Genomic DNA, 25,632 nt, shown 5'->3' on the forward strand with positions numbered 1-25,632 from the left:
AAAGATGAACCTGAAGCGAGCCGCCCTAGCATCATCCCTGCTGCTCAGCCCGGCGATAGCCATGGCGCAGTCGAGCGTCACGCTGTACGGCGTGGCTGACATCAACCTGGAGTATGTCAACCACGTGGGCGCCGTGCCCGTGGGTTCCAACGGGTTCAACCCGGGACCGCCCAACACCGCCTGGCGCATGAACTCGGGCGGCCTGTCCGGCTCGCGCTGGGGCTTGCGCGGCAACGAAGACCTCGGCAACGGACTGAAGGGCGTGTTCGTGCTGGAAAGCGGCTTCAACCTGGACACCGGCACCTCGCAGCAAAGCGGGCGCCTGTTCGGCCGCCAGGCTTACGTCGGCTTGCAGTCCGCAACCTATGGCCAGGTCACGTTCGGCCGCCAGTACACCTCGATGTTCGAGGCCCTCGCCAACTTCTCGCCCACGGCCTATGCCACCCAGTACGAACCCATCGTGCTGCAGACCGGCGCGAACTTCCGCGAAGACAACACCGCGAAGTACACCGGGCAGTTCGGCCCGTTCACGGCCCTGGCCCACTGGTCGTTCGGCGTAGGCCTTGCCCTGCCCGCGACCGCCGGCGTGTCGATCCCGATCGGCGGCAACGGCGAGGTCCCGGGCGCGTTCCGGCGCGACACCGCCTACGGTACTGCCGTCGTCTACGGGGCAGGCCCGATCGGCGCCACCATCGGCTACGACCAGTGGAACCCGACCATCGGCACGGGCAGCGGCACCGCCAAGAAGGCCGTCGTCGCCGCGAGCTATACGTACGGCGTGGCCAAGATCATGGGCGGCTACCGCTGGGGCCAGACCAAGAACGCCACCGGCGGTCTGATCCAGCGCGACGACTTCTACTGGATCGGCGCCAACTACCAGGTGACGCCCGCGATCGGACTCACGCTCGAGTACGCCTATGACGACTTGAAGAACCTGTTCGGCAACACGCAGCTGCCCAACCCCTGGCAGATCGGCTTTGTCGCCAACTATGCCTTCTCGAAGCGGACCGATGTCTATCTGACGACCGCCTATGCCAAGAACTCCGGCCTGATGCTCGAATCGCTCGCCACGACCTTTGCCAACAGCCTGTCGCTGGGCAACAGCTACGCGCTCGCCAATGGGCAGAGCTCGATGGTGGGTGTTGCCGTGGGCCTGCGCCACAAGTTCTGACGAAGCGGGCGGGCTGCGCGCCGGGCGACGGTCCGGCGCGCGGCCCGCGTCCCGGCGAGAAGATGCTCGCTTTGCGGCCGCCGCGGGACCTCCCGCCGCGGCCGCTTTTTACCGATTTTTACGTTCACGCGCCGCGCGGCTTGCGCCGCATTTGCGCCGGCTATCGTTCTTCACCCGGCTCCTCACCCGGCGCCGGGGCTACACGCGTGCGCCACTTGGAAACGCTGCAGCCGAACTCGCTGCCGAACCAGCGCGAAAAAGCGCTCAGGGAGGCGAAGCCCAGCAAGGTCGCTACTTCGGAGAGCGGCCGCTCCCGGTTCTCGATGTAATGCGCCACCAGGCCGGTGCGGGCCTCGTTGACAATTCCCGAGTAGGTGATGTCTTCCTGAGCGAGGCGACGGTGCACCGTGCGCCGGTCGACGCCGAGGTGCTGCGCCACGCGCTCGACGGAACAAAGTCCGGAGGGCAGCAGCACGTAGACCAGCTTGCGCACCTTGTCGTGCATGGTGGTATTCGACTGCGCCAGCAGCGTGCCGAGGTAGCGCTTGACCTGCTGCGCCATGACCGGATCGTACGAGGGCAGGGGCGCCTCGAGGTCCGAGAGCTTGCACACGATGCCGTCGAATTCCTGGTTGAACAGCGCCGGCATGCCGAACACACGCAGGAAGGTGGCGGTGCTGGCAGGCGCCGCATGGGTGAAGCTGATGCTGCGCGGCCGCCAGGCCGACCCCAGGAACAGGCTCAGGATGCGATACATGACACCAACCGCGAGATCGGTGGCCTGGCGCAGCACGCCGGGCTGGTCGCTCAGCACCTGCAAGCGGATCATGACCACGTCTTCGGCCTGCTCGACTCTCATCGTCAGCGACTCGTTCTGCAGGTCCATGTGGCGGACCATCGACTCCAGCGCCCGCAGCAGCGTGGGCTGCTCCTGCACCACGAAGGCAAGCGGGCCAAGGTTCGAGAACTGGCGCAACTCGGCCATCCGCAGGCCGAAATCGTCCGCCTTTGCCGCCGCGGCCGAGGCGTCCAGCAGACGGCCGACCAGCGCTGCCGGAATCCGTATGTCCGGGTCCAGCAGCACGTTGCGGCTGATCTTCGCCGCACGCAATTGCTGGTACGGATCCAGGCCCAAGGCACGCGCAACTTCAACGTAATTGGTGAGGCTGGCGCTGCGCAGATAGTAGGACATCGTGTTTTCCCTGAGTGTCCCTGAATGTAAATTGATCGTCCCGAAACGTCAAATTTCCGCTGGCCGTTCAACGATACTTGTGAAACCGAAACGCGGTTACCCCAATACAAGGAGCCGCAGCGCCGATGGCGCTACGGCAGCCAACATTACTCAGGAGCACAGCCATGCAATTCCTCGACGATTCCCTCCATCCCGAGAACCAGGACAAGGTCGTTATCACCGTCGCCCCGTACGGGCCGGAGTGGATGCCGCAGGATTTCCCGGAAGACATTCCGGTGACCATGGAAGAACAGGTGCAGAAGGCTGTGGACTGCTACAACGCCGGCGCCACGGTGCTGCACCTGCATGTGCGCGAACTGGACGGCAAGGGCTCCAAGCGCCTGTCCAAGTTCAATGAGCTGATCGCCGGCGTGCGCGCCGCGGTGCCCGACATGATCATCCAGGTCGGCGGCTCGATCTCCTTCGCGCCGGAAGACGAGGGCGAGGCCGCCAAGTGGCTGTCGGACGATACGCGCCACATGCTGGCCGACCTGACGCCGAAGCCCGACCAGGTGACCGTGGCCATCAACACCACGCAGATGAACATCATGGAGCTGCTGTACCCCGAATACCTGAAGGGTACGTCGCTCGAGAATCCGGCCTACCAGGCCGCCTACAGCGAGATGACCGTGCCCGCCGGCCCGGCCTGGCTCGAAGAGCACCTGCGCCGCCTGCAGGCGTCCCGCATCCAGCCGCACTTCCAGCTCACCGGCATCCACGCGCTCGAAACGCTCGATCGCCTGGTACGCAAGGGCCTGTACAAGGGTCCGCTGAACCTGACCTGGATCGGCATCGGCGGCGGCTTCGACGGCCCCAACCCGTTCAACTTCTTCAACTTCGTGCACCGCGCCCCGGACGGCTGCACCGTCACCGCCGAGTCGCTGCTGAAGAACGTGCTGCCGTTCAACATGATGGCGATGTCCATGGGCCTGCATCCGCGCTGCGGCATCGAGGACACCATCATCGACCAGCACGGCAACCGCATGACCTCGGTGCAGCAGATCGAGCAGTGCGTGCGCGTGGCGCGCGAACTGGGCCGCGAGATCGCCTCGGGCAAGGAAGCCCGCGAGATCTATCGCATTGACACCTGGTACGACAGCGCCGAGGAAACGCTCGCGGCCAACGGCATGGCGCCCAACCGCAAGGCTGGCCAGAAAAACCTGCCGCTGCGCGCCGCCTGACCCACGGCTGAACCTCAGCCTCCCCCGGCCGCGTTCCCCCACGGAACCGGCCGGGCCGTCCGGACGACCGACGCTGCGCCACTCGCGCAGGATGGACCCCATGAGCCAGACCGATTCCATTTCCGATCCTGTTGCCGATCCAGTTGCCGTTGCCGGTGCCGCTGCCCCATCTGCCGCCGTTTCAGCTGGCGGTCCCGCCGCCTGCTCCCCCGCCGAGCCCATCGGCAATCCCTGCATCAATATCTGCCGCATGGACCAGGCCAACAAGTACTGCCAGGGATGCGGCAGGACCACGCTGGAGATTGGCCGCTGGGACCGGATGAGCCAAGCGGAGCGCGCACAGGTCATGACTTCGATCGAGGCCCGGCGCCCGGCGCGGCGCGCGCCTGCCCGGATGGGCTGATCCAGGCCCTCTACTCGGCTCCTAGCCGTCCTGTACACACGCCACCACAAGCACGGCACGCTTTCGCGTGACGCCGCCATGACCATTTCTTCCTCCCTGTCGGTCGACGCCTACTTCGACCTGATCTGCCCCTGGTGCCTGATCGGCAAGCGCCACCTCGAAACCGCGCTGGCCCGCTGGGCGCTGGAACAGCCGAACGTGCCTGTCACCGTTGCATGGCATTCGTACCCTCTGATGCCGACCCTGCCGGTTGAGGGCCTGTCCTTCCGCGCGTTCTACCTGGCCCGCCTCGGCAGCCCGGAAGCAGTGGCGGCGCGGCAAGCCCAGGTGCGCGATGCCGCGCGCGAAGCGGGCGTCACGCTGGCACTGGAGCGCATCGAGGTGATGCCCAACACGGTGCTGGCGCACCGCCTGGTCCGATTCGCGGCGCTGACGCACGGCCAAGCGGCCGCTTCGGCATTGATCGATGACCTGTTCTCGCGCTACTTCATGCAGGGGCAGAACATCGGCGATCCCGCCGTGCTGCGCCAGGCCGCAGAGGCCTGCGGCATCCGCACGCCGGGTCCGGCCGGAACACCGGTGAGCGCAGACCTCGACTGGCTGCCGCCCCTGGACGACCCATACGCGCCCCCCCATCGCCCTGGGCTGGGTGTGCCGCATTTTGTCTTCAACGGCACGCACAACGTATCCGGCGCACGCCCGGCTGACGCGCTGCTTGGCGCCATGCGGCGCGCGCTGGCGGCTACCACCGGCCAGAGCGTCGCGCTGTCCTGCGCCTGAGGCGCGCAGGCACACCCCCATTTAATCGGCCGCCGGACGTCCGTGGCCACTGGCGGCCACGCTGCATCTCGCCCCGCTGCATGCCAGGGCGGCGGGGACGCATGCGCCGTTCCCCCTGGTTTCTTCCCGCTGATAACACACAACGAAAAGAATGCAAACAACGGAGACAAAGATGCCACACCGCCACACTCGCAAGCCGGTCCGCAGCGCGGCCATCGCCGCCGCCGTCACACTGACGCTGGCCATGCCCGCCGCCATGGCGTGGACCAGCAAGCCCGTCAGGGTGCTGGTGCCGGCGCCGGCCGGCGGCACCATGGACGTCATCGCCCGCCTGCTGGCTGACCAGTTGACCGCTGACCTCGGCCAGCCGGTGGTGGTGGACAACAAGCCCGGCGCGGGCGGCAGCATTGCCATCAGCGCCATGCTGGCGGCACCGCCCGACGGGCAGACCATCGCGATCACCGCCAGCAACGTGCTGACCGAGGTGCCGCACGTACTCAAGACCCCATTCGACCCGCTCAAGGACGTACGGCCGATCGCCGCCGTGGCCAGGTCGCGCCTGCTACTGGTCGGCGCGCCGACCTTGCCCGCCAAGGACTTCAAGAGCCTGATCGCCTATGTGAAGGCGAACCCCGGCAAGCTTGGCTTCGCTTCCTACAGCGCCGGCACCGCCTCGCACTACGCGGGCATGATCATGAACCAGAAGGCAGGACTGGACCTGCCGCACGTTCCCTTCGCGGGATCGAGCCCCGCGCTGGCCCAGGTCATGGGCGGGCAGATCGCCCTGATGTACGACGGCATGGTGACCTCGCTGCCGTTGATCCGCGCCGGCAAGCTGCAGGCCTACGCGGTGGCGTCGCCCGCGCGTTCGCCGCTGTTGCCGCAGGTGCCGACGTTTGCCGAGCTGGGATATCCGGAAGTGGACTTCAGCAACTGGGTGGGCGTGATCGCCTCCGCCAGGCTGCCGGAAGACCTGGCCCGCAAGATCGAGGCCGCGAGCTACAAGGCGGCCGCCACGCCGCGGGTGCGCGAGCGCATGGAATCGCTGGGCTACGAGCCCATTCCCGCGCAGTCCATGTCGCAGCTGGGCCAGTCCGTGCGCGCCGATTTCGAGCGCAATGCCGGCATCGTCAAGGCCTTCCACATCCAGCCCTGAACCTGAGTACCGTCCGCAGGGAATTAGAGAGCCCGCCGCCCGGCGGGGCGCCTGCGGGCGCCTTTTTCTTTTGGCGGACGGTGGCATGAGCTGCGTACTTTCGCTAGCGTACGGAGTTGTTCAAGCCAAAAGCCTGTTTCGACTCCCCTGCGGGGAGCCGACCTACTTTCTTGTCTTGCCAAGAAAGTAGGCAAAGAAGGCGCGCCGGATGCGGCTTAACACCCCCTCGCGGGCTGGCGAAAAGAGCGGCCGGGCCCCAACTCGGATCGCCTTAAGGCGATCCTCAGACAGGGGGCCCTCTTTTCCGCTCTTTTCGCCAGCCCGCGAGGCGCCGCATACGGCAGGGTAAAGACGCCACGCCTCACTTCGCATCGGGTGACGGGTGTTCGGCCAGCTAGCTGGCCGAACACAATGCGTCGGCGTGCGATGCCGCACCCAGTCCGCGAAGGTGCCTGGCAAACCAGCAGCAGAAAATCCGCGCCGCCTTCCCCGGAATCCCTCGTTGAACCACAAAAAAAACGGCGCCAGTCCCGCAGGACTGGCGCCGCAATTCCCTTTGTGCCTCAGGCCGCGTCTTCGCGCAGCTTCTTCTTGTTGATCTTGCCCACGCTCGTCTTCGGGATCTCGTCCACGAAGAGGATCCGGTCGACTTCCGGCACCGCGTACTTGCTGATGCGCTGGGACTCCACATGCGCCAGCAAGCGCTCGCGGATCTGGCTGGCATCGACCTGCGTGCCGGGCACGCGCACGACGAACGCCATCGGGCGCTCGCCCCACTTGGCATCGGGCACGCCAATCACCGCGCACTCCTTGACACCAGGAACCTGCGAGACGAGGTGTTCGACCTCGATCGAAGACACCCATTCGCCGCCGGTCTTGATCACGTCCTTGAGCCGGTCCACGATGCGCACGAAGCCGTCCTGCCCCATCACGGCGATGTCCTGCGTGTGCAGGTAGCCACCGGACCACAGGGTTTCCGACGCCTCCGGCTTGCCGAAGTAGGCGCGCGTCAGGAACGGCGCGCGCAGCACGATCTCGCCACGGCTGCTGCCGTCGCGCGGCACGTCCCGCATGTCCTCGTCCACGAGGCGGTAGTCCACCATCGTCACCGGCCGTCCGGTGGAGCAGCGCAGGCGCACTTCTTCCGCGCGGTCAGGCGCCGTGTAGCCGGGCGGCAGCTGCGCGAGCGATACGATCGGCCCGGTCTCCGACATGCCATAACCGGCGAACACATCGATGCCACGCGCCAGCGCGGCCTCGCACAGGGCGGGGGGCAGGGCCGAGCCGCCGATGATGATCTTCCACCCGGAGAGATCGACGCTGCCGTCCTGCGAGGCATCCAGCATCATCTGCAGGATGGTCGGCACGCAATGCGAGAAACTGACCCGCTCCGTTTTGCGCAGCTTGAGCAGCATGTCCGGCGCATAGCGGCCGGGCAGCACGGTGCGCAGCCCCAGCATGACGGCGATATACGGGATGCCCCAGGCCAGCACGTGGAACATCGGCGTGATGGGCATGTACACATCCTCGCGATGCAGGCGCTGGCCTTCTCGCGGCGAGCACAGGCTGGTGGCCGAAGCAAGCGCGTGCAGCACAATGTCGCGGTGGCTGTAGCAGACGCCCTTGGGGTCCCCGGTCGTACCCGTGGTGTAGAAGGTCGCCGCCTTGGTGTTCTCGTCGAAGTCGGGGAACTCGAAGTCGGGCGACGCCTTGCCCAGCAGTGCCTCGTACTCGCCTGCCAGCGGCAGCGACGTCTGGGGCGCCGCCTGCCCGTCGGCGAGCAGCACGAAGCGGTGCTCGCCGCGCAGCTCGTGGCGGATCTGCTCCAGCACCGGAAGGAAATCCGGATGGACCAGCACGGTCTGTGCGCCGGAGTCATTCAGCGTGTAAAGGATCTGCTGGGGCGACAGGCGCACGTTGACCGTGAACAGGGTCGCGCCCATCATCGGGACACCGAAGTAGCACTCCAGGTAGCGATGGCTGTCCCAGTCCATCACGGCCACGGTGTCGCCCGGGCGTACGCCCTGCGCCTTCAGTGCCGAGGCGAGGCGCCCGATCCGCTGCCGGAAGTCGCGGAAGGTATAGCGCATCTGGTCGCGGTAGCTGATCGTCTGGTCTCCATAGAGACTCAGTGCATTGACCAGCAGCTGCTTGACCAGCAGCGGATAGGCGTAGGCGGAGGGGGTGGGCTGGATGAGGTTCGGCTGCATGCGCAATCGCTCCCGTCAGAAAGGCTTGGTGCCGATGATGCCCGCGCGCTCCATCTTGCGATGGCACGGCGCATAGTCCATCACCGCGTAGTGCTGGGTGGCACTGTTGTCCCAGATCGCCACGCTGTTGGGCTGCCACTGCCAGCGCACCTGGTACTCGGGGATATAGGCCTGGCTGATCAGATAGCGCAGCAGGTCAGCGGCGCCCGGGTTGGCGTCCTGGCCGAAGCGCACGCGCTCGGCCGTATGATAGTTCGTGAAGTGCGTCGTAAAGCCGTTCACGTACAGGATCTTCTCCCCGGTTTCCGGGTGCGTGCGCACCACCGGATGTTCCGCGTCGGGATACCGGGCCTTGAGCGCCAGGCGCTTCTCGATCGGCATCGCCGCGCCGAAGCTGGCCTCGATGCTGTGGCGTGCGCGCAGATCTGCGATCTGCGCCTTGATGTACTCGGGCAGCTTCTCGTAGGCCAGCACCATGTTCGCCCACATGGTGTCGCCGCCGACGGGCGGGCACTCCACGCAGCGCAGCACGGCGCCGAACTGCGGCGCTTCGCGCCAGGTGGCGTCGGAGTGCCAGGCGTTCTCGTAACGGTCGTTGGGCTGGTCGGGGGACTTGTAGATGCGCACCAGGCCGGGGTTCTCAGGATCGCTGCCGGCGACGGGATGGTCCTCCAGCTCGCCGAAGCGGCGGGCGAAGGCCACGTGTTCAGCACGGCTGAACGTCTGGTCACGCAGGAACAGCACGCGGTGCTGCAGCAGCAGTGCGCGGATTTCGGCAAACAGATTGTTGTCGTGGACCGCGTCTGCGAGGTTGACGCCGATCAGTTCGGCGCCCAGGGCGCAGTTAAGTTGTCGGACTTGCATGGCCTGTCTCCTCTTCAGATGACGAAGATCGAAGAGCCCGTCGTCTTGCGCGATTCCAGGTCCCGATGGGCCTGCACAGCGTCTTCCAGCGCGTAGTGCTGGTTGATCTCGATGCGGATCCGGCCCGCGCCGACATGATCGAAGATCTCGCCCGCCAGTTCCGCCTTCTCGGCCGGGTCGGCAATGTAGTCGGCCAGCGCGGGGCGGGTCAGGAACAGCGAGCCCTTCATGGCCAGCAGTACGGGATCGAACGGCGGGATCGGGCCCGATGCCGTGCCCACGCAGACCATGGTACCGCGGCGCTTGAGCGAGTCCAACGACGACATGAAGGTGCTCTTGCCGACGCTGTCGAACACCACCGACACGCCAACGCCTTCGGTCAGTTCGCGCACGCGCTTGGCCACGTCTTCATGGCTGTAGTTGATCACATGATCGCAGCCGTGGGCGCGCGCCACTTCCGCCTTGGCCTCGGTCGAGACGGTACCGATCACGGTGAGGCCAAGCAGCTTGGCCCACTGCGAAACGATCAGCCCCACACCACCGGCGGCGGCATGCAGCAGAACGGCGTCGCCGGCCTTGAAGGCATGGATGCGACGCATCAGATATGCCGAGGTCAGGCCACGCATGGTCATGGCGGCAGCCGTCTCGAAACTGATCGCTTCCGGCAGGCGGATCAGCGGCGCGGCGGGCACCAGGCGCTCGGTGCTGTAGGCGCCCAGCGTATTGATGAAGCCCGTGTACGTCACGCGATCGCCGACGGCCACGTTGCTCACGTCCGGGCCAATCGCCTGCACGACCCCTGCCGCTTCCACGCCCATGCCGCAGGGGAGCGGCACCGGATAGGTGCCGTTGCGGAAATAGGTGTCGGCGTAGTTCAGGCCGACCGCCACGTGGCGGATGCGCACCTGCCCAGGGCCAGGCTCGCCGACCTCAACCTCCTCGACGCGCAGCACTTCCGGTCCGCCGGTCTCGTACATGCGGATTACTTTTGCCATGAATTGTCTCCTTGTTTATTGCCGACGCTGGCAGCGCCGTCGATACAGTAAATGTAGGCATTGCCGCGGTCCGCCGCTTTGCAATCTGCTCCGCCCACTTTGCATTTCATGCCACGGCGGTCTATGATCGCGCTGCAATGGCGCCGCACAGAACGGCACCCGGAACAAGACAAGAAAAATGGAGACAGGATCCGCGTGGAACCGCTGATACGTGCAGCAGCACTGACCAATTTCTTCGAGATCGGGCACGACCTCGGCATGAACCCGCAGGCGCTGCTGCGCCAGGTGAAACTGAACCGCACCATGCTGCAGGATCCCGACCAGCGCATACCCGCCAGCGCGGTGATCGCCCTGCTCGAAGCGGCGGCGCAGGCCAGCGGGTGCCCTACCTTCGGTCTGCGCATGGCCGAGTCGCGGCAGTTGTCCGACTTCGGCGTGATGAGCCTGCTGATCAGCCAGCAGCCCACGCTGCGTGCGGCGCTGGCCACCACCATCCGCTATCGCCACCTGGTCAACGATTCGGTCGCGCTGCTGCTCGAGGACGCCGGCAAGGTGGTCATCATCCGGCAGGAACTCGTCTCGGATGTGCCATCGCGCCAGGCGACCGAACTGGCCATCGGCGTGGTCTTCCGCATGTGCCACGCGCTGCTTGGCGCGCGCTGGCATCCGCTCAGCGTCAACTTCGCGCACGCGGCGCCGCCAGACCTGCGTGTTCACAAGCGCATCTTCGCGTGCCCGCTGGAGTTCGACAGCGAGTTCAACGGCATCGTCTGCCTGGCGGCCGACCTGGACTCTCCCAATCCTGCCGCAGACCCGGCCATGGCGCGCTATGCGCAGCGCTTCATCGATGCCTTGCCGGTAGCCGGCGAGCGCTCGATCAGCCACGAAGTGCGCAGTGCCATCTACCTGATGCTGCCGATGGGCCGTGCCACCTGTGAAGCGGTGGCCCAGGGACTGGGGCTGAGCTTGCGCACCATGCAGCGCCAGCTCGACGATGCCGGCGAGAGCTTCACCGGCATCCTCAATGAAGTGCGCCGCGAACTGGCCAGGCGCTATGTCGAGAATCCGCGCTATTCGCTGCTGCGCGTATCCGAACTGCTCGGCTACGGCTCGCCGAGCGCATTCACGCGCTGGTTCTCCGCTCAGTTCGGGGTGCCGCCCGTCGCATGGCGGACGCAGGGAGTCGGCCGCGTTGCCGAGCGTTCGCAGCAAGTGCACTGAGGGAAGCGCGGCGCCATCGCCCCGCAAGGATTCAACAGCGTCGTCACAGCAAGTTGTGTGCGCTTGCGCTCGGGATGCCGGCCGCACCACGGCGCCATCTCAATCGTCGACGCCGCTGCGCGTGAGCAGCACGGGACCATCCCACTGCATCAGCACGCTGCTGGCGACGCTGCCCATCAGCACCCGCTGCATGCCATGGTGCCCGTGCGTACCCATTGCGATCAGGTCTGCGTCCCAGCCCTCGGCCTTGGCCACGATCGTTTCCGCGATCCGCCCTGGCTTCACGCACTTGTCGGCGAGGACCAAGGTGCAGGAGACACCGGCCGCCGCCAGCACATCGCCGGCAGCGCGCAAGGCACCCCGGCCGAGCTCGGCCATGCAGCGCAAAAGTTCGTTGCGGTCGAGGTACGCGACTTCGAACAGCGGTTCACGGTCATCGACCACATAGACCACCTCTACCGCCGCGTCCATGGCCTTGGCCAGCGCAGCCACCTCGATGGTGGCCAGGCGGGAGGCGTGGCCGCCATCGACCGCGAGAAGGATCTTTCGATACATGGGGTGCTCCTCATCGATGGGTACCGCCACAGCATGCGGGCGCGTGCCCGCAGACCGCACCGACTTCCAGTGGACCGGCCAGCAATTCCCCCTCCTCGAACTCCGCCGGGAAACGCACGAGCAGGTGGACCCGGTGGCCGCCAGCCTGCACGCGGATGCTGCGGCATTCGAGTGCCGTGCCATACCGGATGACGGTGCGGTAGCTGCCGGGCGCGAGCGTTATGTACAGGAAAGGCCCCTCGCTCAGCGCCAGCAGGATGATCTGCCGCCGGGCGTCGAAGACCGTCACCGAGACATCGGAGAGAGCGCCGCCGCCTGCGCTGTCGAGAAAGTGCATGCGCACATTGAACCGCGGCGCCATGCGCCGGATTGCGACGGCTTCGTCGCGGCCGACGCCGCCCGACACATACGCAATCCCATGCTGGTGCTGGACCGGCGGCGCGGCGCTCACTTCCTGCGCAAGCAGTGGACCATCGGCGGCCCCCCAGAGGGCCGCGGCGCAAGACAGGCTCAATGCCAACGTGGATGCGCGCATGTGGCTCTCCTCGATGGAAGGCAGATGATGGAGCCCCCGCCCAGTCGGGTAGCGCGGGCCGACGCGGCCCGCCCTACGCCTTGAGCCTAGTCGACCTGCAACGCCCCGGATTGGCCAGGATCAAGTTCGCCGGGCCGGCAGATGCTGCCGCGGTGCACGAGGTGGCCGCGCCGCCGCTCCCGAGGCCGCGGCGAGCCACCCATCGATGCATCTGCGCTGTGGCGCTGCGACCTCGCCGTCCCTGGACATCGCAGGATTCGCTGATCCAGGTCAAGCCGGAACGCCACCGGCAATCCAAACTGGAAGCCATGCGGTGGCGAGATGAGCGGTGTGGCGTGCCCGCCCCCCTGGGCGATGGCGCAGCCCCTCGGCATGCCATCGATACAGGCGCAGAATACTAGCGGCGTGCAAGCGAAGGAGGCCCATATCATGCCCCAAACCATCCTGGTGGCCCTCGACGAGAGCAGCTGTGCCAGCCGGGCACTGCAGGAGGCGATCGCGCTGGCTTCGTCTTCCAAGGCAAGGCTGGAAATCGTCCATGTCATCGACAACAGCTACCTGAAGCGCGATCTCGGATACGTCGACACCGACGAACTGGGCGCGCGGCGTGTCGCCGCCGGCGAAGAACTCTTGAAGAACGCGGCCGCCGCCGCGCGCGCGGCTGGGGTGGCGACCGACACCCGGCTCGTCAACGACATGCTGTCGCAGGGCGACATCCCCTCCGCCATCCGCCAGGCGGCCAAAGACGGTGGCGCGCAGATGATCGTGATCGGCACGCATGGGCGGCACGGCCTGCGTCGCCTGCTGCTGGGCAGCGTGGCCGAAAGCCTGGCGCGCGAATGCGATGTGCCGGTGCTGCTCGTGCGCGAGAGCCAGCCAGCCACAGACGTCCCGGCGGCCCCAGGTACGCCATCGTGAAGCGGATCGCCTTCTCCCACCGGCCGCCGGCCTACTGTGCGGCGGGGCCCACCCTGGACTGCGCGGCGGACGTCGATGGCCAGCCCGCCAGCTACTCGATCACGGCCGAAGCGCTGGAAGATCACTTCGGCGCGCGATCCTGCCGGGCCGAGGACTTGATCGTCGCCTTCCAGGACAACAAGGAGGAGATCCAGCGCGTCGCCCGGGCGCTGTTCGAGATCACCGACGCGCACCGCATCGTCCTGCACAGCGGTCATTTCCGTTTCCCGGTCTGAGAGCGGCCTCGGTGGCAGGCCGGAGCGCGGTCCGGCACACGGGCCGGCCACGACGGACGCACGCGGCACATTGATGCATGCGGCATGTGCCCAGCCCTTGCGCTCGATCAAGGCAGGGCGGTCCGGCGCTCATATAGTGAACTGGCTTGCAGGCCTGCATGACAGGAGCCGCCAATGAGAGTCGACGAAGTGTGTTCCCGCATGGTGCATCACGTGCCCTTGTCCTGTACCTTGCACGAGGCCGCACGGCTGATGCGCGATCGTCATGCCAAGATGCTGTTCGTTACCGAGAAGGACGGCCCCTACCAGCGCATCCTCGGCGTGGTCACCGACCGCGACCTGGTCGTGCACGGGCTCGCGGACCAGCCTGCCTGCGGCAATGCGCCCGTCTCCGCCGTCATGACCAGGGGCGTGATTGCCACCGAAGGCTATGCGGCTGTCAGCGATGCCTTGCGCAGAATGCTGGCGCATGGCGTGCGCCGGCTCGCCGTCAAGGAAGGCGATTCCACCGTGGTCGGCATCCTTTCACTGGACGACGCGGTGCGCTCCCTTGGCGCGGACATCGGCATGCTGACCAATGTGCTGCAGCGCGAGCGCGAAGGAGATGGCAGCGACGGCATGAGTGCGATGTTCCGCCTCTAGTCTATGGGCCCACTGCTCCAGGCCGGCGCGGTATGCTGCATCCAGCCCGCCAGCACGGCGGCACCGCGGGGCCGGCGCTGCGGCGTGGGAGACCGCGCGTTGCGCGTCAGTGCGAGAACAGCACCGGCACCGTCATCGCGGCAAGCATGGTCTGCGTGACGCCGCCCAGCACCACCTCCCGCATCCGGGCATGTCCGTATGCACCCATCACGATCAGGTCAACGCTGAGGTCCGCGCTGCGTGACAGCAGCAGCTCGCCGAGCGCCTGGTCGGTCACGCCGGGCAGCGTCTCGAGCGTCGCCTCGATGCCCTGGCGGCGCAGGTAGTCCACGGCATGCTCGCCGGGCGCTTCGCGCTCGTGGCCGGTGCCGCTGGCATGCGGCGCGCAGACAACGTGCACGGCTCGCGCTTGCGCCAGGATCGGCACCGCGTCGTGCATGGCGCGCGTCGATTCGCGCGTGCCGCCCCAGGCCAGCATCACCGTAGCGCCGGTGCTGGCGAACCGCCCTGTGTAAGGCACCACGAGGACCGGACGGCCGCAACTCAGCAGCAGGGATTCGACGAACTTCTCGGTGACCCAGGAATCGCCGTCGCCGGGGTCGTACTGGCCCGCGACAATCAGGTCCGCCATGCATGCCTCGCGCTGCACCACGTCGAGCGGAGCGCCCTGCTGGGCGCGCCACTCGACCTCGACCGGCGACTCGTCCGCCGCTCCTTCGAAGGCATGGCGCATCTGGCTGACGGCCTCCGCGCGCCGTTGCGCCAGCGCTTCCATGAATTCCCGGTCCTGCTGGCGCCGCAAGGCCAAGGCCGGATCCGGCTGCGGCAGCAAGGGCAGGCCGATCAGGGTCGCCTTCTGCGCCGCGGCGAGCCGCGTGGCGATCTCCAGGCGGTGATACGCCCTGCGGCTGCTGTCGAGCAGCGCCATGACGGACGAATAGCGCATGGTCAGGCTCCAGGATGGACAGTGGGTCGGGTGCGCCAAGGGCAGGCGGCGGCCGATGGATGCGCCGGGATCCGGCATCGCTGCCGGCACGCGCCGTTTCACTGTAGCCGCCAGCCTTGCGAGCGGGTTGACCCAGCGCAAGGCCGCGCGCAATCGCGGCCTTTGATTCCCATCGAATAGCGGCGGCCCGGTTCGCCTATCGCGGATTGTGCAGCGCTGCGCCGCAGCACGGCGCGCATGTCAGAGATCGTCCGCCTCGTCGAACAGGCGATGGCGGATCGCGTAGCGTACCAGGGCGGCATCGTTTCCCAGTTCCAGCTTTTCCATGATCCGCATCTTGTAGGTGCTGACCGTCTTGGCGCTCACGCACAGGGACGCCGCGATCTCGGTGAGCGCCTCGCCGGCGACCAGATGCCGGTACACCTCCATCTCGCGGTCCGACAGCCGCAGGTGCGGCGCCTCGTTCCCTTCCTGCAGGCCGGCGGCGAGCTTCTCCGCCATCGCCTGGCTCACATAGGTGCCACCGCCGGCAACCTTGGCGATGGCGTTGACCAGTTCGGTCGCGGCGCTCTCCTTGGTCAGGTAGCCCGACGCGCCGGCACGGAATGCGCGCATCACGTATTGCTCCTCCGCGTGCATCGTCAGCACCAGGATGCGCAGCGCGGGTTGCTCCGCCCGCAATTGCCGGATCAGTTCGAGCCCGTTGCGCCCGGGCATGGAGAGATCCAGCAGGATGAGCTGGGCGCAGCACTCACGCGCCAGCTTCGGCACCTCGGTGCCGTCCGCCGCTTCGGCGACGATCTCGAATCCTCCGGCCCGCTCCAGGATGTGGCGCAGGCCATCGCGAACCACGGCGTGGTCGTCGGCAATCATGACCCGGATCATCAATGGCCCTCCTCCGCGCCAGGCGTCGTGGCGGGAAAGCGCACCATCAGGCAGAAACCCTGCCCTGGCGACGGCGGGATGGCAACACTGCCGCCGATCAGCCTGGCGCGTTCGCGGATTCCCAGGAGCCCGAAGGACACGCGTTTCGGGCGCTCCGGCATCGTCCCGTCCCAGCCGCGGCCGTTGTCGCAGACAGTCAGCTGATACCACTCCCCGGCGCGCTCCAGCGATATGTCGACGGCCGACGCGCCGGCGTGACGGGCCACATTATTGAGTGCTTCCTGCACGATGCGGAAGACCGCGGTGCCGGTCCGTTCCGGCACCTCGATCTCATCGCCGATCGTGTGGGGCTCGACCTGGATCCCATAGCGCGTCGAAAAGTCCTTCGCCAGCCACTCGATGGCCGGCACCAGGCCCAGTTCATCGAGCAGCGCGGGGCGCAGGTCAGCGGCAATGCGCCGCACCGAGCTGACCGTCTCGTCGATGACAGCGTGCATCGCTTCGATCGGCCCGGCGGCGGAGTCTATGGCGCCGGCCTCGCGCAGGTCGCCGGCCAGCATCGCGAGATCCATCTTGAGCGCGCTCAAGCGCTGGCCGAGATCGTCGTGCAGTTCCCGCGCGATGCGGCGCTTCTCCTCCTCGCGCGCCGCGAGGATGCTGTCGGAGAGCTGCTGCAGCTCTTCACGCGATCGGCGCAGCGCCTGCTCGGCCAGCACGCGTTCGGTAGTGTCGCGCAGCATCACCGTATAGAGCTTTCCGCCACCATCCGGGGTCTGCGAGATCGAGGCCTCGATCGGGAACTCGACGCCGTCGCGCCGCAAGGCATAGAGCGTGCGTTGCTGCCCCATCTGGCGCTCGGAAACGCCGGTCACGCCGAAGCGGCGCACGTGCCGCTCATGCGCGGCACGGTAGCGCTGCGGGATGAAGTCGCCAAGCGGGCGGCCCAGCGCATCTCCCGCCTTCCAGCCGAACAGGGTCTCCGCCATCGGATTGAAGAGTACGACGCGCTGCTGCTCGTCCACGGTGATGATGGCCTCCATCGACGAACGGATGATGCCGGCAAGACGCGCTTCGCTTTCGACGGCCCCGTAGACCTGCACATCGGCGCGGGCGTCCGCGCCATCGGCAGGGAGGGCGCGCGGGCGGCTCCGCCCCGGCCGCTTCCAGGCGGCGACCGCAGCAGCGCACGCCAGCAACAGCACCAGGGCGGTACGGCAGGCAGTGCCAGAGGGATAGGCTCTCGAGCCGCGCGGCATTCCGTTGGCGATTTGAGGCGGTGACGGTCCAGGCGATTGATCAACGTTAGGAGACTTTTCCCGACTTGGGAACTCCTTCGGCCGACGGCACCGCCCGCCACGGCGAAAAGTGCGCCCCCACGTACTTCGGCGTCCGACCAGCCTGCACGCCTGCCCGAACCCAGGCTGGCTGCCTCAGTCCCGGGGGAGCCGGATGATCAGCCGATCCGCCGCAACCGGCGCGTGCAAACCCATGCGCCGAGGATGCCGGCGACCATGAAGAACGCCCCAAGGTAGCGCTTCTCGAGCGGCGTGAGTCCTGCCAGCCAGTCCCGGCCGGCGGGACTGAGCACCAGCCATGCCACGCCGACGCTAGCCAGCACGAGCAGGGCGAGCGCAAGCTCCTCGAGCATCCGCAACGGACCGATGCCCCTGGCGGCTTCGCTGCGTGGATCCGTTTTCATGGTTTAACAAGACAACAGCAGACCAGGCTCCAGACGGTGGCATGACGGCCATCCGGGAACCATTCCGGATCGCACCATGCCTGCACAGCGCATGCCCATGCGCCGAGCCGAGCCGAGCGACAGCTGCCTGGCAGAGGCCGTCGACTGATTCAAGTCTAGACTCCGGCCAGCATGCCGTTGTTCCGGGCCGGCCTGCGTTCGGCTGCGCGCGGCCCAATGCCGCGCCGGAGATGCCGCCGTCCGCGGTGGGGGCGCCGGTTGCATGACGGCATCCCGTACCAACTAACGCGGGATGCCGTCCATGTGAAACAGCGCCATGGCAATGGCATACATCGAGCATGCCGCTGCCATCAGCAGCATGCCGCCCACCAGGGATGCCGTCATCGTCTGAAGCGCGACGTCCGAGAGGAACGACGCGCCCTGCCAGCTCGCGCCGGCAAGCCGGTACGAGGCACGGCAGATTCTCGTCCTGGCTGTGAAGAAGAAGGTGCTCTGCGACATCGGCGGCTCCGGAAGGCGATAGGATGGCCTGCGTGCCGACTCGTCCGTGCCGGGCGCCAGCACGATTAGCACGATTCGCGCGCGCACTTGATGCAGCCCCTCAGTGCGCCGCCGCTGCGGCGTCGGATGCCGCCCCCCTGACAGGTCTGGTGAGCCAGATCAGCGGCACGATGGCGACAAAGATCACGCCCGAGATCCAGAAGATATCGTTCAGGCCGAGCATGATCGCCTGCGTGTTCAGGCTGCGCTCAAAGTAGGCGACAGCCTGCTCGGGGGTGAAGCCCAGGGTCGACTGGATCGAATGAAGGGCGGCGCCATACAGCGGGTTGTCCGGGCCGGCTTGATCCACCAACCGGGCATGGTGCAGCACGGCGCGGTTGTTCCAACCGGTGGTGGCCAGGGACGTGCCCACGGCACCGCAGAATACCCGGGCGAAGTTCGACAAGCCGGCGGCGGCCGGAATCTTCTCGGGCGCCTGGCCTGAAAGGATGATCGCGGTCAGCGGGACGAAGAACAGCGCGGTCGGAATGCCTTGCAGCAAGGTGGGGAGTACCAGTGTGTAAGTGTCCACGCCGGTGGTGTATTCCGAGCGCATGAAGAACACGCCGGCAAAGCCGAGGAAGGACAGTGTGGCCAGCACGCGCAGTTCCGACTTGGGCAGGATCTTGCCCAGCACCGGCGCCAATAGAACGGCAAAGATGCCCAGCGGCGCGGTCACGAGCCCGGCATTGACGGCGGGGTAGGCCAGGTACTGCTGCATCCACTGCGGCAGCACCACCAGGTTGGCGAAGAACACGGCGTAGGCCACCGAGATGGCCACGGTGCCGGCCAGGAAGTTGCGGCCATTGAACAGGCGCAGGTCGATGATCGGATTCGGTTCCGTCAACTCCCAGATCACGAAGAAGAGGAAACTGAGCAGGGCGGTAATGGCGAGGCCGATGATGACCGGCGAGCTGAACCAGTCCAGGTCCTTGCCCTTGTCGAGCATGATCTGCAGCGATGCCACCCAGGTGATCAGTGAAGCCAGGCCGACCAGGTCGATGGGCAACTTGTGCGTCGGCGTTTCGCGGTCTCGATAGATCGCCCACGTGACGGCCGCGGCGAACAGGCCGACCGGCACATTGATGTAGAAGATCCATGACCACGAGTAGCTGTCGGTCATCCAGCCGCCCAGGGCCGGGCCGGCGATCGGGCCGACGGTGGCGGTCATGGACCACAGGGCCAGGGCGGCGCCGCTTTTTTCCTTGGGGTAGGAAGACAGCAGGATCGATTGCGACAGCGGAATCAGCGGGCCCGCCACCGCGCCCTGCAGGATGCGCGCGGCCAGCAGCACGGTCAGGTTGGGCGCCATGCCGCACAGCCACGATGACAGCACAAACATCAGGATGGCGCCGACGAACAAGCGGATCTGGCCCACGCGCTGGGTCAGCCAGCCAGTCAGCGGGATCGCCACGGCATTGGCGGCGGCAAACAACGTGATGACCCAGGTGCCCTCATCCACCGACACGCCGAGGTTGCCGGAAATCGTCGGGATCGCAACGTTGGCGATCGATGAGTCCAGCACGTTCATGAAGGTGGCCAGGGCCACGGCAAAGCTTCCCATCACCAGCTTGCTGCCGGTGAGCGAGGCTGGTGCTGGCGCGGGCGAGGTCTGGGCTTGGGATGGCATGATGCGCTCCAGCTAAAATCTGATATCTGATCTGTCAGCTAAATGGGCGAGGCGGGACGGCAGTGCGGTGTCCTCAGGTCCCGGCAGTCTCGCGGGCCGGCTGCGCAGCGCGATGCGCTGACGCATTACCCGCCATCTGGGCCTCGCGCCGCCCCTCGGGCTGTTGCCGGGACTTCTCCCCTTGCTGCGCCGTATGCTCGACCGCCGCTTCCGAACCGCCCGAGCTGCCCGAGCCATTGCGGTTCTGCGCGATGATCCGCGCGATTTCGCGATCGGCTTCTTCGCCATAGCGCTGGAACACATCGGTGCGATAGGCCGTGCGGTAGATCGCTCCACCGCTGCCAGCGACGCTGGAGCCGCCTTCCCTGCGCGTCTGCACGTCGACCATCATCGACAGCCCGATCTGCAGCGGATGGGCGCGCAGCTCCGCCGGATCGAGCGCGATGCGCACCGGCAGGCGCTGCACGACCTTGATCCAGTTGCCGGTGGCGTTCTGCGCGGGCAGGGCCGAAAAGGCGCTGCCGGTGCCAGCCGAGAAGCCGACCACCTTGCCGTGGTAGGTCACCTTGCCGCCATACAGGTCAGCATGCAGTTCGACCGGCTGGCCGATGCGGATGTGCTTGAGCTGGACTTCCTTGAAGTTGGCATCGACCCAGACGCCATCGAGCGGCACGATGGCCATCAGCGGATTGCCGGGGGCCACGCGCTGGCCAACCTGCACGGAGCGCCGCGCGACATAGCCGGTGACCGGGGCGGGCAGCGTATTGCGGGCATTGGCAAGGTAGGCCTCGCGCACCTTGGCCGCGGCGGCGAGCACGCTGGGATGGTCGGCCACGGTGGCCTGGTCGGTCAGCGTGTGGTTGGAGGCAAGCTGCTGGCGCGCGGTCTCGAGCGCGGCTTCCGCGCTCTTGACGGCATCGCGGGCGTGGTCCACGTCTTCCGCGGCCACCGCGCCGGTCTCGGCCACCTCGGTGCGGCGGCGCAGGTCGTCCCGGGCGCGGGTGAGGTCGGATTGCCGCTGCTGCACGGTGGATGCGAGTACATTGTTGTTGACATAAAGCGCACTGACTTGCCGTACCGTCTGGCCGAGGGCGGCCTCGGCATGGGCAAGCGCAATCCTGGCGTCGGCAGGGTCGAGCGTCACCACGGGTTCGCCGGCCTTGACAATCTGCGTGTCGTCGGCATTGACCGCGACCACGGTGCCGGTCACTTGCGGGGTGAGCTGGACGAGGTTGCCGTTGACGTAGGCGTCATCGGTTTCTTCGTGGAAGCGCCCCACCGTGTAGTAGTACGCGCCATAGCCGGCCGCTGCCAGGGCGGTGGTCAGGCCCAGCAGGGCAAGCAGGCGCTTGCGCGTGTTCTTCTTGCCGGCCTGGGCGTCGTCGGCTTGCTGCGCGCTGGTCTGTTCAGCAGCGGCGTCGGCCTTGGTCGTTTCGTTCATGGCGTCACCTGTTTCAGGTTCGTGGAAAGCGGATTCAGCGGAATCAGCGGACGAGAGCCGCTTGCTTGACCGAGTCGGAGGTATCCGTATAGCCACCGCCCAGCGCGGCGGCCAGGGCGATCTGCCGGTCGCGGCGGGTCATGCGCAGGTTGGCCACCACTTGGCTGCTGGCGAGCGCGGTCGTCTGCGCATTCAGCACGGTCAGCTGCGTGGTCAGGCCTGCCTTGTACTGCGCCAGCGCCAGGGTCAGTGCGCGCTGCGCGGCGGTGTCGGTGCGCACCGCGTTGACGATCTGCGCGTCGATGGAGCGGATGTCCGCCAGCTGCGTGGCGACGTCGGTCAGGGCATTGACCAGCGTCTCGTTGTAGTTCGCCACGGCGAAGTCGAAATCGGCGTAGCGACCCTTGAGCTGGGCGCGCAGCGCGCCGCCGTCGAAGATCGGCAGGTGGATCGCCGCGCCAGCCGAGGCAGTGCGGCTGGCGGCGTGCAGGAAGCGACCCCAGCCAAAGGCATCGAGGCCGATCATGGCGCTGAGGTTGATGTCCGGGTAGAACTCGGCCTTGGCGACCTTGATGTCATGCAGGGTCGCGTCCACACGCCAGCGCGCGGCCACGATATCCGGGCGGCGCGAGACCAGGTCGGCAGGGAGGTTGTCCGGCAGGCGAACCTCGTCGCCGGCGCCGAGATCGGGACGGGCAAGCGCCAGGCCGCGGTCCGGGCCTTGCCCGAGCAGTGCGCCGAGCTGGTAGCGCGTGCGCAGGATGCTGCCATCGAACGCAGACAGTGCGACCTCGCTGGCTGCCAGGTTGGCTTCCGCGGTGCGCTTCTCGACCTCGGTGTCCAGGCCCATGGTGACGCGCCCGTTGGTCACGCGAAGCACCTCGCGGCGCTGCGTCACTTCATCCTGGGCGATGTCGCGCAGCGCGTAGAGGCGGGCCAGCTCGTTATAGGCGCGGGCAATCGCGCTGCTGAGTGTCAGCCTGACCTGTTCCGCCTCGGCCTCGCTGGCGTGCACGGAGGACACGGCGGACTTGAGCGCCTCGCGGTTCTTGCCCCACAGGTCCAGCTCATACGAGGCGCCGATGAAGGCCTTGTTTTCCGACTGCCAGGAACCGGCGAAGGGCGGCGGTATCAGCGTGCTTTCGGTAAAGCGCTGGCGCGTCCACGAGTAGCCGGCACCCACCTGCGGCAGCGTGTTGGCGTTGGCACCTTCGCTGAGCGCCGTGGCGGCGGCCACGCGGGCCCGGGCCTTTTCCAGCGAAGGGCTGCCCCGCATCGCTTCGTCGATCAGCGCCTTGAGTTGGGCATCGCCAAACTGGTCGGCCCAGTCCGCCGAAGGCCAGCGGCCCTGCTCGGCCGGAATGCTCTGCGATGTGGCGTAGCTGGTGGCCTCGACGATGTGCTTGTCACTCTTGATGCCGGCATAGTTGACGCAGCCGGCCAGCACTGCGGCCATCAGGACGGAGAGAGCGGGTCCGGAGAAGCGGCGTGCCCGGCGAAATTTCTGATTCAGCATCATCTGACCTGTCAGTTAAATCACCAAAAAAAGACGCGCTCAGGCGTCCGCAAACTTGGCGAGCAGCCGGCGGAACTCAACGAACTCCTCCTTGCTGAAGTCCTTGAGTCGCTGATTGAGTACTGTCGGGGCCACTTCCGGAATGCGCTCGGCAACCTCCTGCCCCTTCTTGCTCAGGGTCAGGTTGACCACGCGGCGATCGTCGAGGCTGCGGTTGCGCGACAGCAGGCCCTTGGCTTCCAGCTTGTCCAGCATGCGGGTCATCAGGCCGGTGTCGATGCCGAGCAGCTTGCTCAGTTCGAAAGGCGTGGCGGCCGCGCCGTGCGTCAGCGAAAGCACGATCCCCATCTGCTGGCCGGTGATGTCCAGGTCCTTCAACGCCGCATCCATCTCCATCAGCAATGTGTTGCGGGCGCGATTGAGGAAGAATCCAACGCTCTTAGTGAGTTTGAAGTCTTCCTGGAAGTCTTCCTTGGTGTAGTGGTCCATGGCTGCGGTTCCCTTCTTGCTGACTGGACAATAATTGATCTGTCAGATAAATACAAGGAGAATTTCTTTGTGCCGATCACCGCGGGCTAACGCAAAGGCATCACGGGCCGCTTGCCCGCGATGATATGTCGGCGCAGGGCCATCGAGTGGGTCATTGGCCACAAGAAGGTGGTTGGCAAGGTGGATCGCCACTGGCGCAAAGGAGCGCTTGGCGATGCACGCGCGTGGTGCCATGTGGCGCTCGCCGCAGCCTGCGCTTGATCCTGAGAAGGCTGCGGCTCTTTTACGCCCTTGTACTGTGGCTGCCTTGTGCTGTCACATTGGTCTCGCCAGTCGCCGGTGCGAAATCCAACGACCGCAAAACGAATTGCCCAGAGCCGGCAACCAAATCTACGCGAGTTGCCTAAGGCTTTTGAAAGCGGGCTTCAGAAGGCTTCAGCATGTCCACAATCCCCTTGTCCTCAATTAGCTGTCTGACGACCATCCCCAGCTCAGACTTCTCTCGCATGTTCTCCAGTATGTCATTGGGAGTGTGCAGCGTCCCTGCCACGCTCAGATGGGCCTTGTCTTTGATTTCTTCCGCAATGCTGTTGAAGAACGCTTCAAACTGGTCAAAGCTTGGGTCGTCCGATTCGTCGGAGTGACCCCACAAATCGATCAATTGAGGCTTCAGGGTTTTCCCAGCAGGATTCGTTGGGATGGACTTCGCTATCACCACATATTCTGGCACCTCATAGCGCGCAAGCTGTTTCCGGCAATGCTCCTTGATTTCCATCACTGAAAGGCTCTGACCTGGCTTTGGAACAACCACAGCCTTTATTCGCTCTGAAAATACGTGATCAGGCACGCCGACAACCGCCGCGGACAGAACCTTTTCATGCATATAGAGCTTGTTCTCCACCTCAATGCAATAAACGTTCTGACCTCCTCGGACGATCATGTCCTTTTTTCTATCAAGAAGCCAAAGATAGCCCTCTTCGTCAATCTTTGCCCAATCTCCGGATAGTACGTATCCATCCCTTCGAAATACTTCGCGTGTTTTTTCTGGCTGTCGCCAATAGCCTGCGTTAGTTTGCTGCCCTTTGTAGGCCACCTCTCCAATGGAGCCGGGTTCTGTCAACTCATTTCCCTGCTCGTCAAAGATCGTGATTTCTGTGTTCGGGGTGGCGAGACCGCAACTAGTAATCTTTCGGATGGCATCTTCAGTAGGCAAGGAAAAGCCAACCGCGGTGCTCTCTGAAACTGAACCAGCATTTACCATAGCAAGCGGCGAGAACTCTTTTGCCAGCTGATTAATAAATGCCTCAGATGCTGCATGCCCACCAAAAACGATCTTCCTCAATGAAGCGCAGTCGTGCTTCTTAAAGTCCGGATGATTCATTATCATCCACAGCATGATTGGCGCAGCAACACACCAGGTAGCCCGCTCCTTTTCAATTATTTTGATTGCATCAAGTGGATTGAATGAGCGCATCACGACGCATTTCCCTGCCGTCACCAGCGCCGGCAGAAAATCACAGTAGACCGCTGTATTGTGGTAAAGGGGAGGCATGCAGATGTTCACATCTGTCGGCGCAAGCCCCTTAACGACTGCAGAAACATTTTTGGCACAACCTAGCGCGTTGATGTGCATGGCCATGGTGCCTTTGGGAGCACCGGTGGTGCCTGAGGTAAATGAGATGGCGCAGAGGTCCCATTCATCGACATCTGCACGCACAAAGTGGTGAGATGCAGCCTCCGAAACGGTTGAGAACATCGTAGTCCCCGGTCTCCGCTTCTTGGCCAGTGACGAAGATCACCTCAATGCTTCCCAATTGCGAGCGTATCGCTTTGAGCTTGTCATTCCAGATTTCAGGAGATACCACGCACCCTTTTGCTTCCACCGCTTTTACCTGTGTGGCGATACCTTCGGCACTCAGGCCCAGGTTTACCGGCACGGCGATGCCTCCCAGCTTTAGTGCCGCAAGGTACCCGACAACGTATTCAATGCAGCCAGGCGATAGAAGACAGAACCTGTCTCCTTTTTTGAAGCCGTACTTTTCTCGAAGTGCGGCCGCGGCATTGTTTACCTTTGCGCCAACTTCACCCCAAGTGTATCTGTCCCCCGTTGGGTAAAAAACATACGCTTCATTATCTGCATAGCGCGCTACGTTGCTGTCAAACACTTCAATCACGTTGCTCGGACGGTCTTTGTAGGCCCAGATCTCCGTGCCTTCCCAGGCAATACCTCGACCGAGAGGTGCGCGAACCCGCTCAACCTCATCCCTTAACTCAGGCGATAAATCTCTCCACGATTTGCAGGTGCCGTTGCTCGGCCCGGTCACATTCCATGTACTCATGCTTGTCTCC

The 25,632-nt window shown here is 65.5% G+C and carries 26 protein-coding genes and 1 pseudogene; 10 read left to right on the forward strand and 17 right to left on the reverse strand.

The window, feature by feature from the left end:
- The first annotated feature begins 4 nt into the window (after window positions 1-4).
- Window positions 5-1,171, forward strand: a complete 1,167-nt coding sequence (locus tag AC1Z3O_RS33810) for a porin (RefSeq protein WP_483521495.1) — start codon at window positions 5-7, stop codon at window positions 1,169-1,171.
- Window positions 1,172-1,331: 160 nt separating this feature from the next.
- On the opposite strand, the gene AC1Z3O_RS33815 is transcribed toward AC1Z3O_RS33810, so the two are convergent.
- Window positions 1,332-2,363: an AraC family transcriptional regulator gene (locus AC1Z3O_RS33815; RefSeq protein WP_483521496.1), complete on the reverse strand. Its 1,032-nt coding sequence runs from the start codon at window positions 2,361-2,363 to the stop codon at window positions 1,332-1,334.
- A gap of 164 nt (window positions 2,364-2,527) precedes the next feature.
- Between AC1Z3O_RS33815 and AC1Z3O_RS33820 the strand changes: the two genes are divergently transcribed.
- From AC1Z3O_RS33820 to AC1Z3O_RS33835, 4 genes are all read left to right on the forward strand, one after another.
- The gene (locus AC1Z3O_RS33820; RefSeq protein WP_483517175.1) at window positions 2,528-3,583 is read left to right on the forward strand and encodes a beta-keto acid cleavage family enzyme; all 1,056 of its coding nucleotides are present in this window, start codon (window positions 2,528-2,530) and stop codon (window positions 3,581-3,583) included.
- A 250-nt stretch (window positions 3,584-3,833) separates the two neighbouring features.
- Entirely contained in the window at window positions 3,834-3,986 is a 153-nt protein-coding gene (locus tag AC1Z3O_RS33825) for a DUF1289 domain-containing protein (RefSeq protein ID WP_483522135.1), read from the forward strand.
- Between the two features lie 78 nt (window positions 3,987-4,064).
- A complete protein-coding gene (locus AC1Z3O_RS33830) occupies window positions 4,065-4,766 on the forward strand; it encodes a DsbA family oxidoreductase (protein WP_483521498.1) in 702 nt (233 codons plus the stop codon).
- Window positions 4,767-4,938: 172 nt separating this feature from the next.
- The gene (locus AC1Z3O_RS33835; protein WP_483521500.1) at window positions 4,939-5,922 is read left to right on the forward strand and encodes a Bug family tripartite tricarboxylate transporter substrate binding protein; all 984 of its coding nucleotides are present in this window, start codon (window positions 4,939-4,941) and stop codon (window positions 5,920-5,922) included.
- A 563-nt stretch (window positions 5,923-6,485) separates the two neighbouring features.
- Here the strand turns inward: AC1Z3O_RS33835 and AC1Z3O_RS33840 are convergent.
- Genes AC1Z3O_RS33840 through AC1Z3O_RS33850 form a run of 3 tightly spaced genes read right to left on the reverse strand, consistent with a single transcriptional unit; the run spans window position 6,486 to window position 9,991 of the window.
- Window positions 6,486-8,132, reverse strand: coding sequence for a fatty acid--CoA ligase (locus AC1Z3O_RS33840; RefSeq protein WP_483521502.1), 1,647 nt, complete (start codon window positions 8,130-8,132; stop codon window positions 6,486-6,488).
- A gap of 15 nt (window positions 8,133-8,147) precedes the next feature.
- Window positions 8,148-8,996, reverse strand: a complete 849-nt coding sequence (locus AC1Z3O_RS33845; protein WP_483521504.1) for a TauD/TfdA dioxygenase family protein — start codon at window positions 8,994-8,996, stop codon at window positions 8,148-8,150.
- 14 nt (window positions 8,997-9,010) lie between these two features.
- Window positions 9,011-9,991: a quinone oxidoreductase family protein gene (locus AC1Z3O_RS33850; RefSeq protein WP_483521506.1), complete on the reverse strand. Its 981-nt coding sequence runs from the start codon at window positions 9,989-9,991 to the stop codon at window positions 9,011-9,013.
- Between the two features lie 195 nt (window positions 9,992-10,186).
- Here AC1Z3O_RS33850 and AC1Z3O_RS33855 point away from each other — a divergent pair, with 195 nt between their 5' ends.
- Window positions 10,187-11,212, forward strand: a complete 1,026-nt coding sequence (locus AC1Z3O_RS33855; protein WP_483521508.1) for an AraC family transcriptional regulator — start codon at window positions 10,187-10,189, stop codon at window positions 11,210-11,212.
- 99 nt (window positions 11,213-11,311) lie between these two features.
- Here AC1Z3O_RS33855 and AC1Z3O_RS33860 read toward each other — a convergent pair whose 3' ends face one another.
- Together AC1Z3O_RS33860 and AC1Z3O_RS33865 are read right to left on the reverse strand one after the other, a co-directional pair.
- On the reverse strand, window positions 11,312-11,767 hold the full coding sequence (locus tag AC1Z3O_RS33860; protein WP_483521510.1) for a universal stress protein: 456 nt from the start codon (window positions 11,765-11,767) through the stop codon (window positions 11,312-11,314).
- Between the two features lie 10 nt (window positions 11,768-11,777).
- Window positions 11,778-12,302 carry a hypothetical protein gene (locus AC1Z3O_RS33865; protein ID WP_483521512.1) on the reverse strand — a complete coding sequence of 175 codons (525 nt, stop codon included), beginning with the start codon at window positions 12,300-12,302 and terminating at the stop codon, window positions 11,778-11,780.
- Between the two features lie 429 nt (window positions 12,303-12,731).
- Here AC1Z3O_RS33865 and AC1Z3O_RS33870 point away from each other — a divergent pair, with 429 nt between their 5' ends.
- From AC1Z3O_RS33870 to AC1Z3O_RS33880, 3 genes are all read left to right on the forward strand, one after another.
- Window positions 12,732-13,220, forward strand: a complete 489-nt coding sequence (locus AC1Z3O_RS33870; RefSeq protein WP_483521514.1) for a universal stress protein — start codon at window positions 12,732-12,734, stop codon at window positions 13,218-13,220.
- Window positions 13,217-13,495 (forward strand): DUF1488 family protein, encoded by a 279-nt coding sequence (locus tag AC1Z3O_RS33875; protein WP_483521516.1) that lies wholly within the window; start codon window positions 13,217-13,219, stop codon window positions 13,493-13,495. The genes AC1Z3O_RS33870 and AC1Z3O_RS33875 overlap by 4 nt, the downstream gene beginning before the upstream one ends.
- A 174-nt stretch (window positions 13,496-13,669) precedes the next feature.
- Entirely contained in the window at window positions 13,670-14,137 is a 468-nt protein-coding gene (locus AC1Z3O_RS33880) for a CBS domain-containing protein (RefSeq protein WP_483521518.1), read from the forward strand.
- A gap of 106 nt (window positions 14,138-14,243) precedes the next feature.
- Here the strand turns inward: AC1Z3O_RS33880 and AC1Z3O_RS33885 are convergent, their stop codons facing one another.
- The 9 genes from AC1Z3O_RS33885 to AC1Z3O_RS33925 all read right to left on the reverse strand — a co-directional run bounded on the left by AC1Z3O_RS33885 (window position 14,244) and on the right by AC1Z3O_RS33925 (window position 23,283).
- Window positions 14,244-15,083 carry a universal stress protein gene (locus AC1Z3O_RS33885; RefSeq protein WP_483521520.1) on the reverse strand — a complete coding sequence of 280 codons (840 nt, stop codon included), beginning with the start codon at window positions 15,081-15,083 and terminating at the stop codon, window positions 14,244-14,246.
- A 240-nt stretch (window positions 15,084-15,323) separates the two neighbouring features.
- Window positions 15,324-15,968 (reverse strand): response regulator, encoded by a 645-nt coding sequence (locus AC1Z3O_RS33890; protein WP_483521522.1) that lies wholly within the window; start codon window positions 15,966-15,968, stop codon window positions 15,324-15,326.
- Window positions 15,968-17,224: a PAS domain-containing sensor histidine kinase gene (locus AC1Z3O_RS33895; RefSeq protein ID WP_483521524.1), complete on the reverse strand. Its 1,257-nt coding sequence runs from the start codon at window positions 17,222-17,224 to the stop codon at window positions 15,968-15,970. Before AC1Z3O_RS33895 ends, AC1Z3O_RS33890 begins: the two co-directional genes overlap by 1 nt.
- A 197-nt stretch (window positions 17,225-17,421) precedes the next feature.
- On the reverse strand, window positions 17,422-17,667 hold the full coding sequence (locus tag AC1Z3O_RS33900; RefSeq protein ID WP_483521526.1) for a hypothetical protein: 246 nt from the start codon (window positions 17,665-17,667) through the stop codon (window positions 17,422-17,424).
- Window positions 17,668-17,949: 282 nt separating this feature from the next.
- Entirely contained in the window at window positions 17,950-18,168 is a 219-nt protein-coding gene (locus tag AC1Z3O_RS33905) for a hypothetical protein (protein ID WP_483521528.1), read from the reverse strand.
- Between the two features lie 100 nt (window positions 18,169-18,268).
- Complete coding sequence (locus tag AC1Z3O_RS33910; protein WP_483521530.1) at window positions 18,269-19,837, reverse strand: DHA2 family efflux MFS transporter permease subunit; 1,569 nt, start codon at window positions 19,835-19,837, stop codon at window positions 18,269-18,271.
- 73 nt (window positions 19,838-19,910) lie between these two features.
- Window positions 19,911-21,278, reverse strand: coding sequence for an EmrA/EmrK family multidrug efflux transporter periplasmic adaptor subunit (locus AC1Z3O_RS33915; RefSeq protein ID WP_483521531.1), 1,368 nt, complete (start codon window positions 21,276-21,278; stop codon window positions 19,911-19,913).
- Window positions 21,279-21,321: 43 nt separating this feature from the next.
- The gene (locus AC1Z3O_RS33920; protein ID WP_483522136.1) at window positions 21,322-22,794 is read right to left on the reverse strand and encodes an efflux transporter outer membrane subunit; all 1,473 of its coding nucleotides are present in this window, start codon (window positions 22,792-22,794) and stop codon (window positions 21,322-21,324) included.
- A gap of 39 nt (window positions 22,795-22,833) precedes the next feature.
- Window positions 22,834-23,283 carry a MarR family winged helix-turn-helix transcriptional regulator gene (locus AC1Z3O_RS33925; protein WP_483521533.1) on the reverse strand — a complete coding sequence of 150 codons (450 nt, stop codon included), beginning with the start codon at window positions 23,281-23,283 and terminating at the stop codon, window positions 22,834-22,836.
- A gap of 90 nt (window positions 23,284-23,373) precedes the next feature.
- Between AC1Z3O_RS33925 and AC1Z3O_RS33930 the strand changes: the two are divergent.
- Window positions 23,374-23,582: pseudogene (locus AC1Z3O_RS33930) on the forward strand (IS5/IS1182 family transposase); the annotation flags it as partial.
- 104 nt (window positions 23,583-23,686) lie between these two features.
- Here AC1Z3O_RS33930 and AC1Z3O_RS33935 read toward each other — a convergent pair.
- Together AC1Z3O_RS33935 and AC1Z3O_RS33940 are read right to left on the reverse strand one after the other, a co-directional pair.
- A complete protein-coding gene (locus tag AC1Z3O_RS33935) occupies window positions 23,687-25,039 on the reverse strand; it encodes a class I adenylate-forming enzyme family protein (protein WP_483521535.1) in 1,353 nt (450 codons plus the stop codon).
- Window positions 24,981-25,622: an AMP-binding protein gene (locus AC1Z3O_RS33940; RefSeq protein ID WP_483521537.1), complete on the reverse strand. Its 642-nt coding sequence runs from the start codon at window positions 25,620-25,622 to the stop codon at window positions 24,981-24,983. Before AC1Z3O_RS33940 ends, AC1Z3O_RS33935 begins: the two co-directional genes overlap by 59 nt.
- Window positions 25,623-25,632: the final 10 nt, after the last annotated feature.

Source organism: Cupriavidus sp. 09_S30 (genome assembly GCF_056930435.1).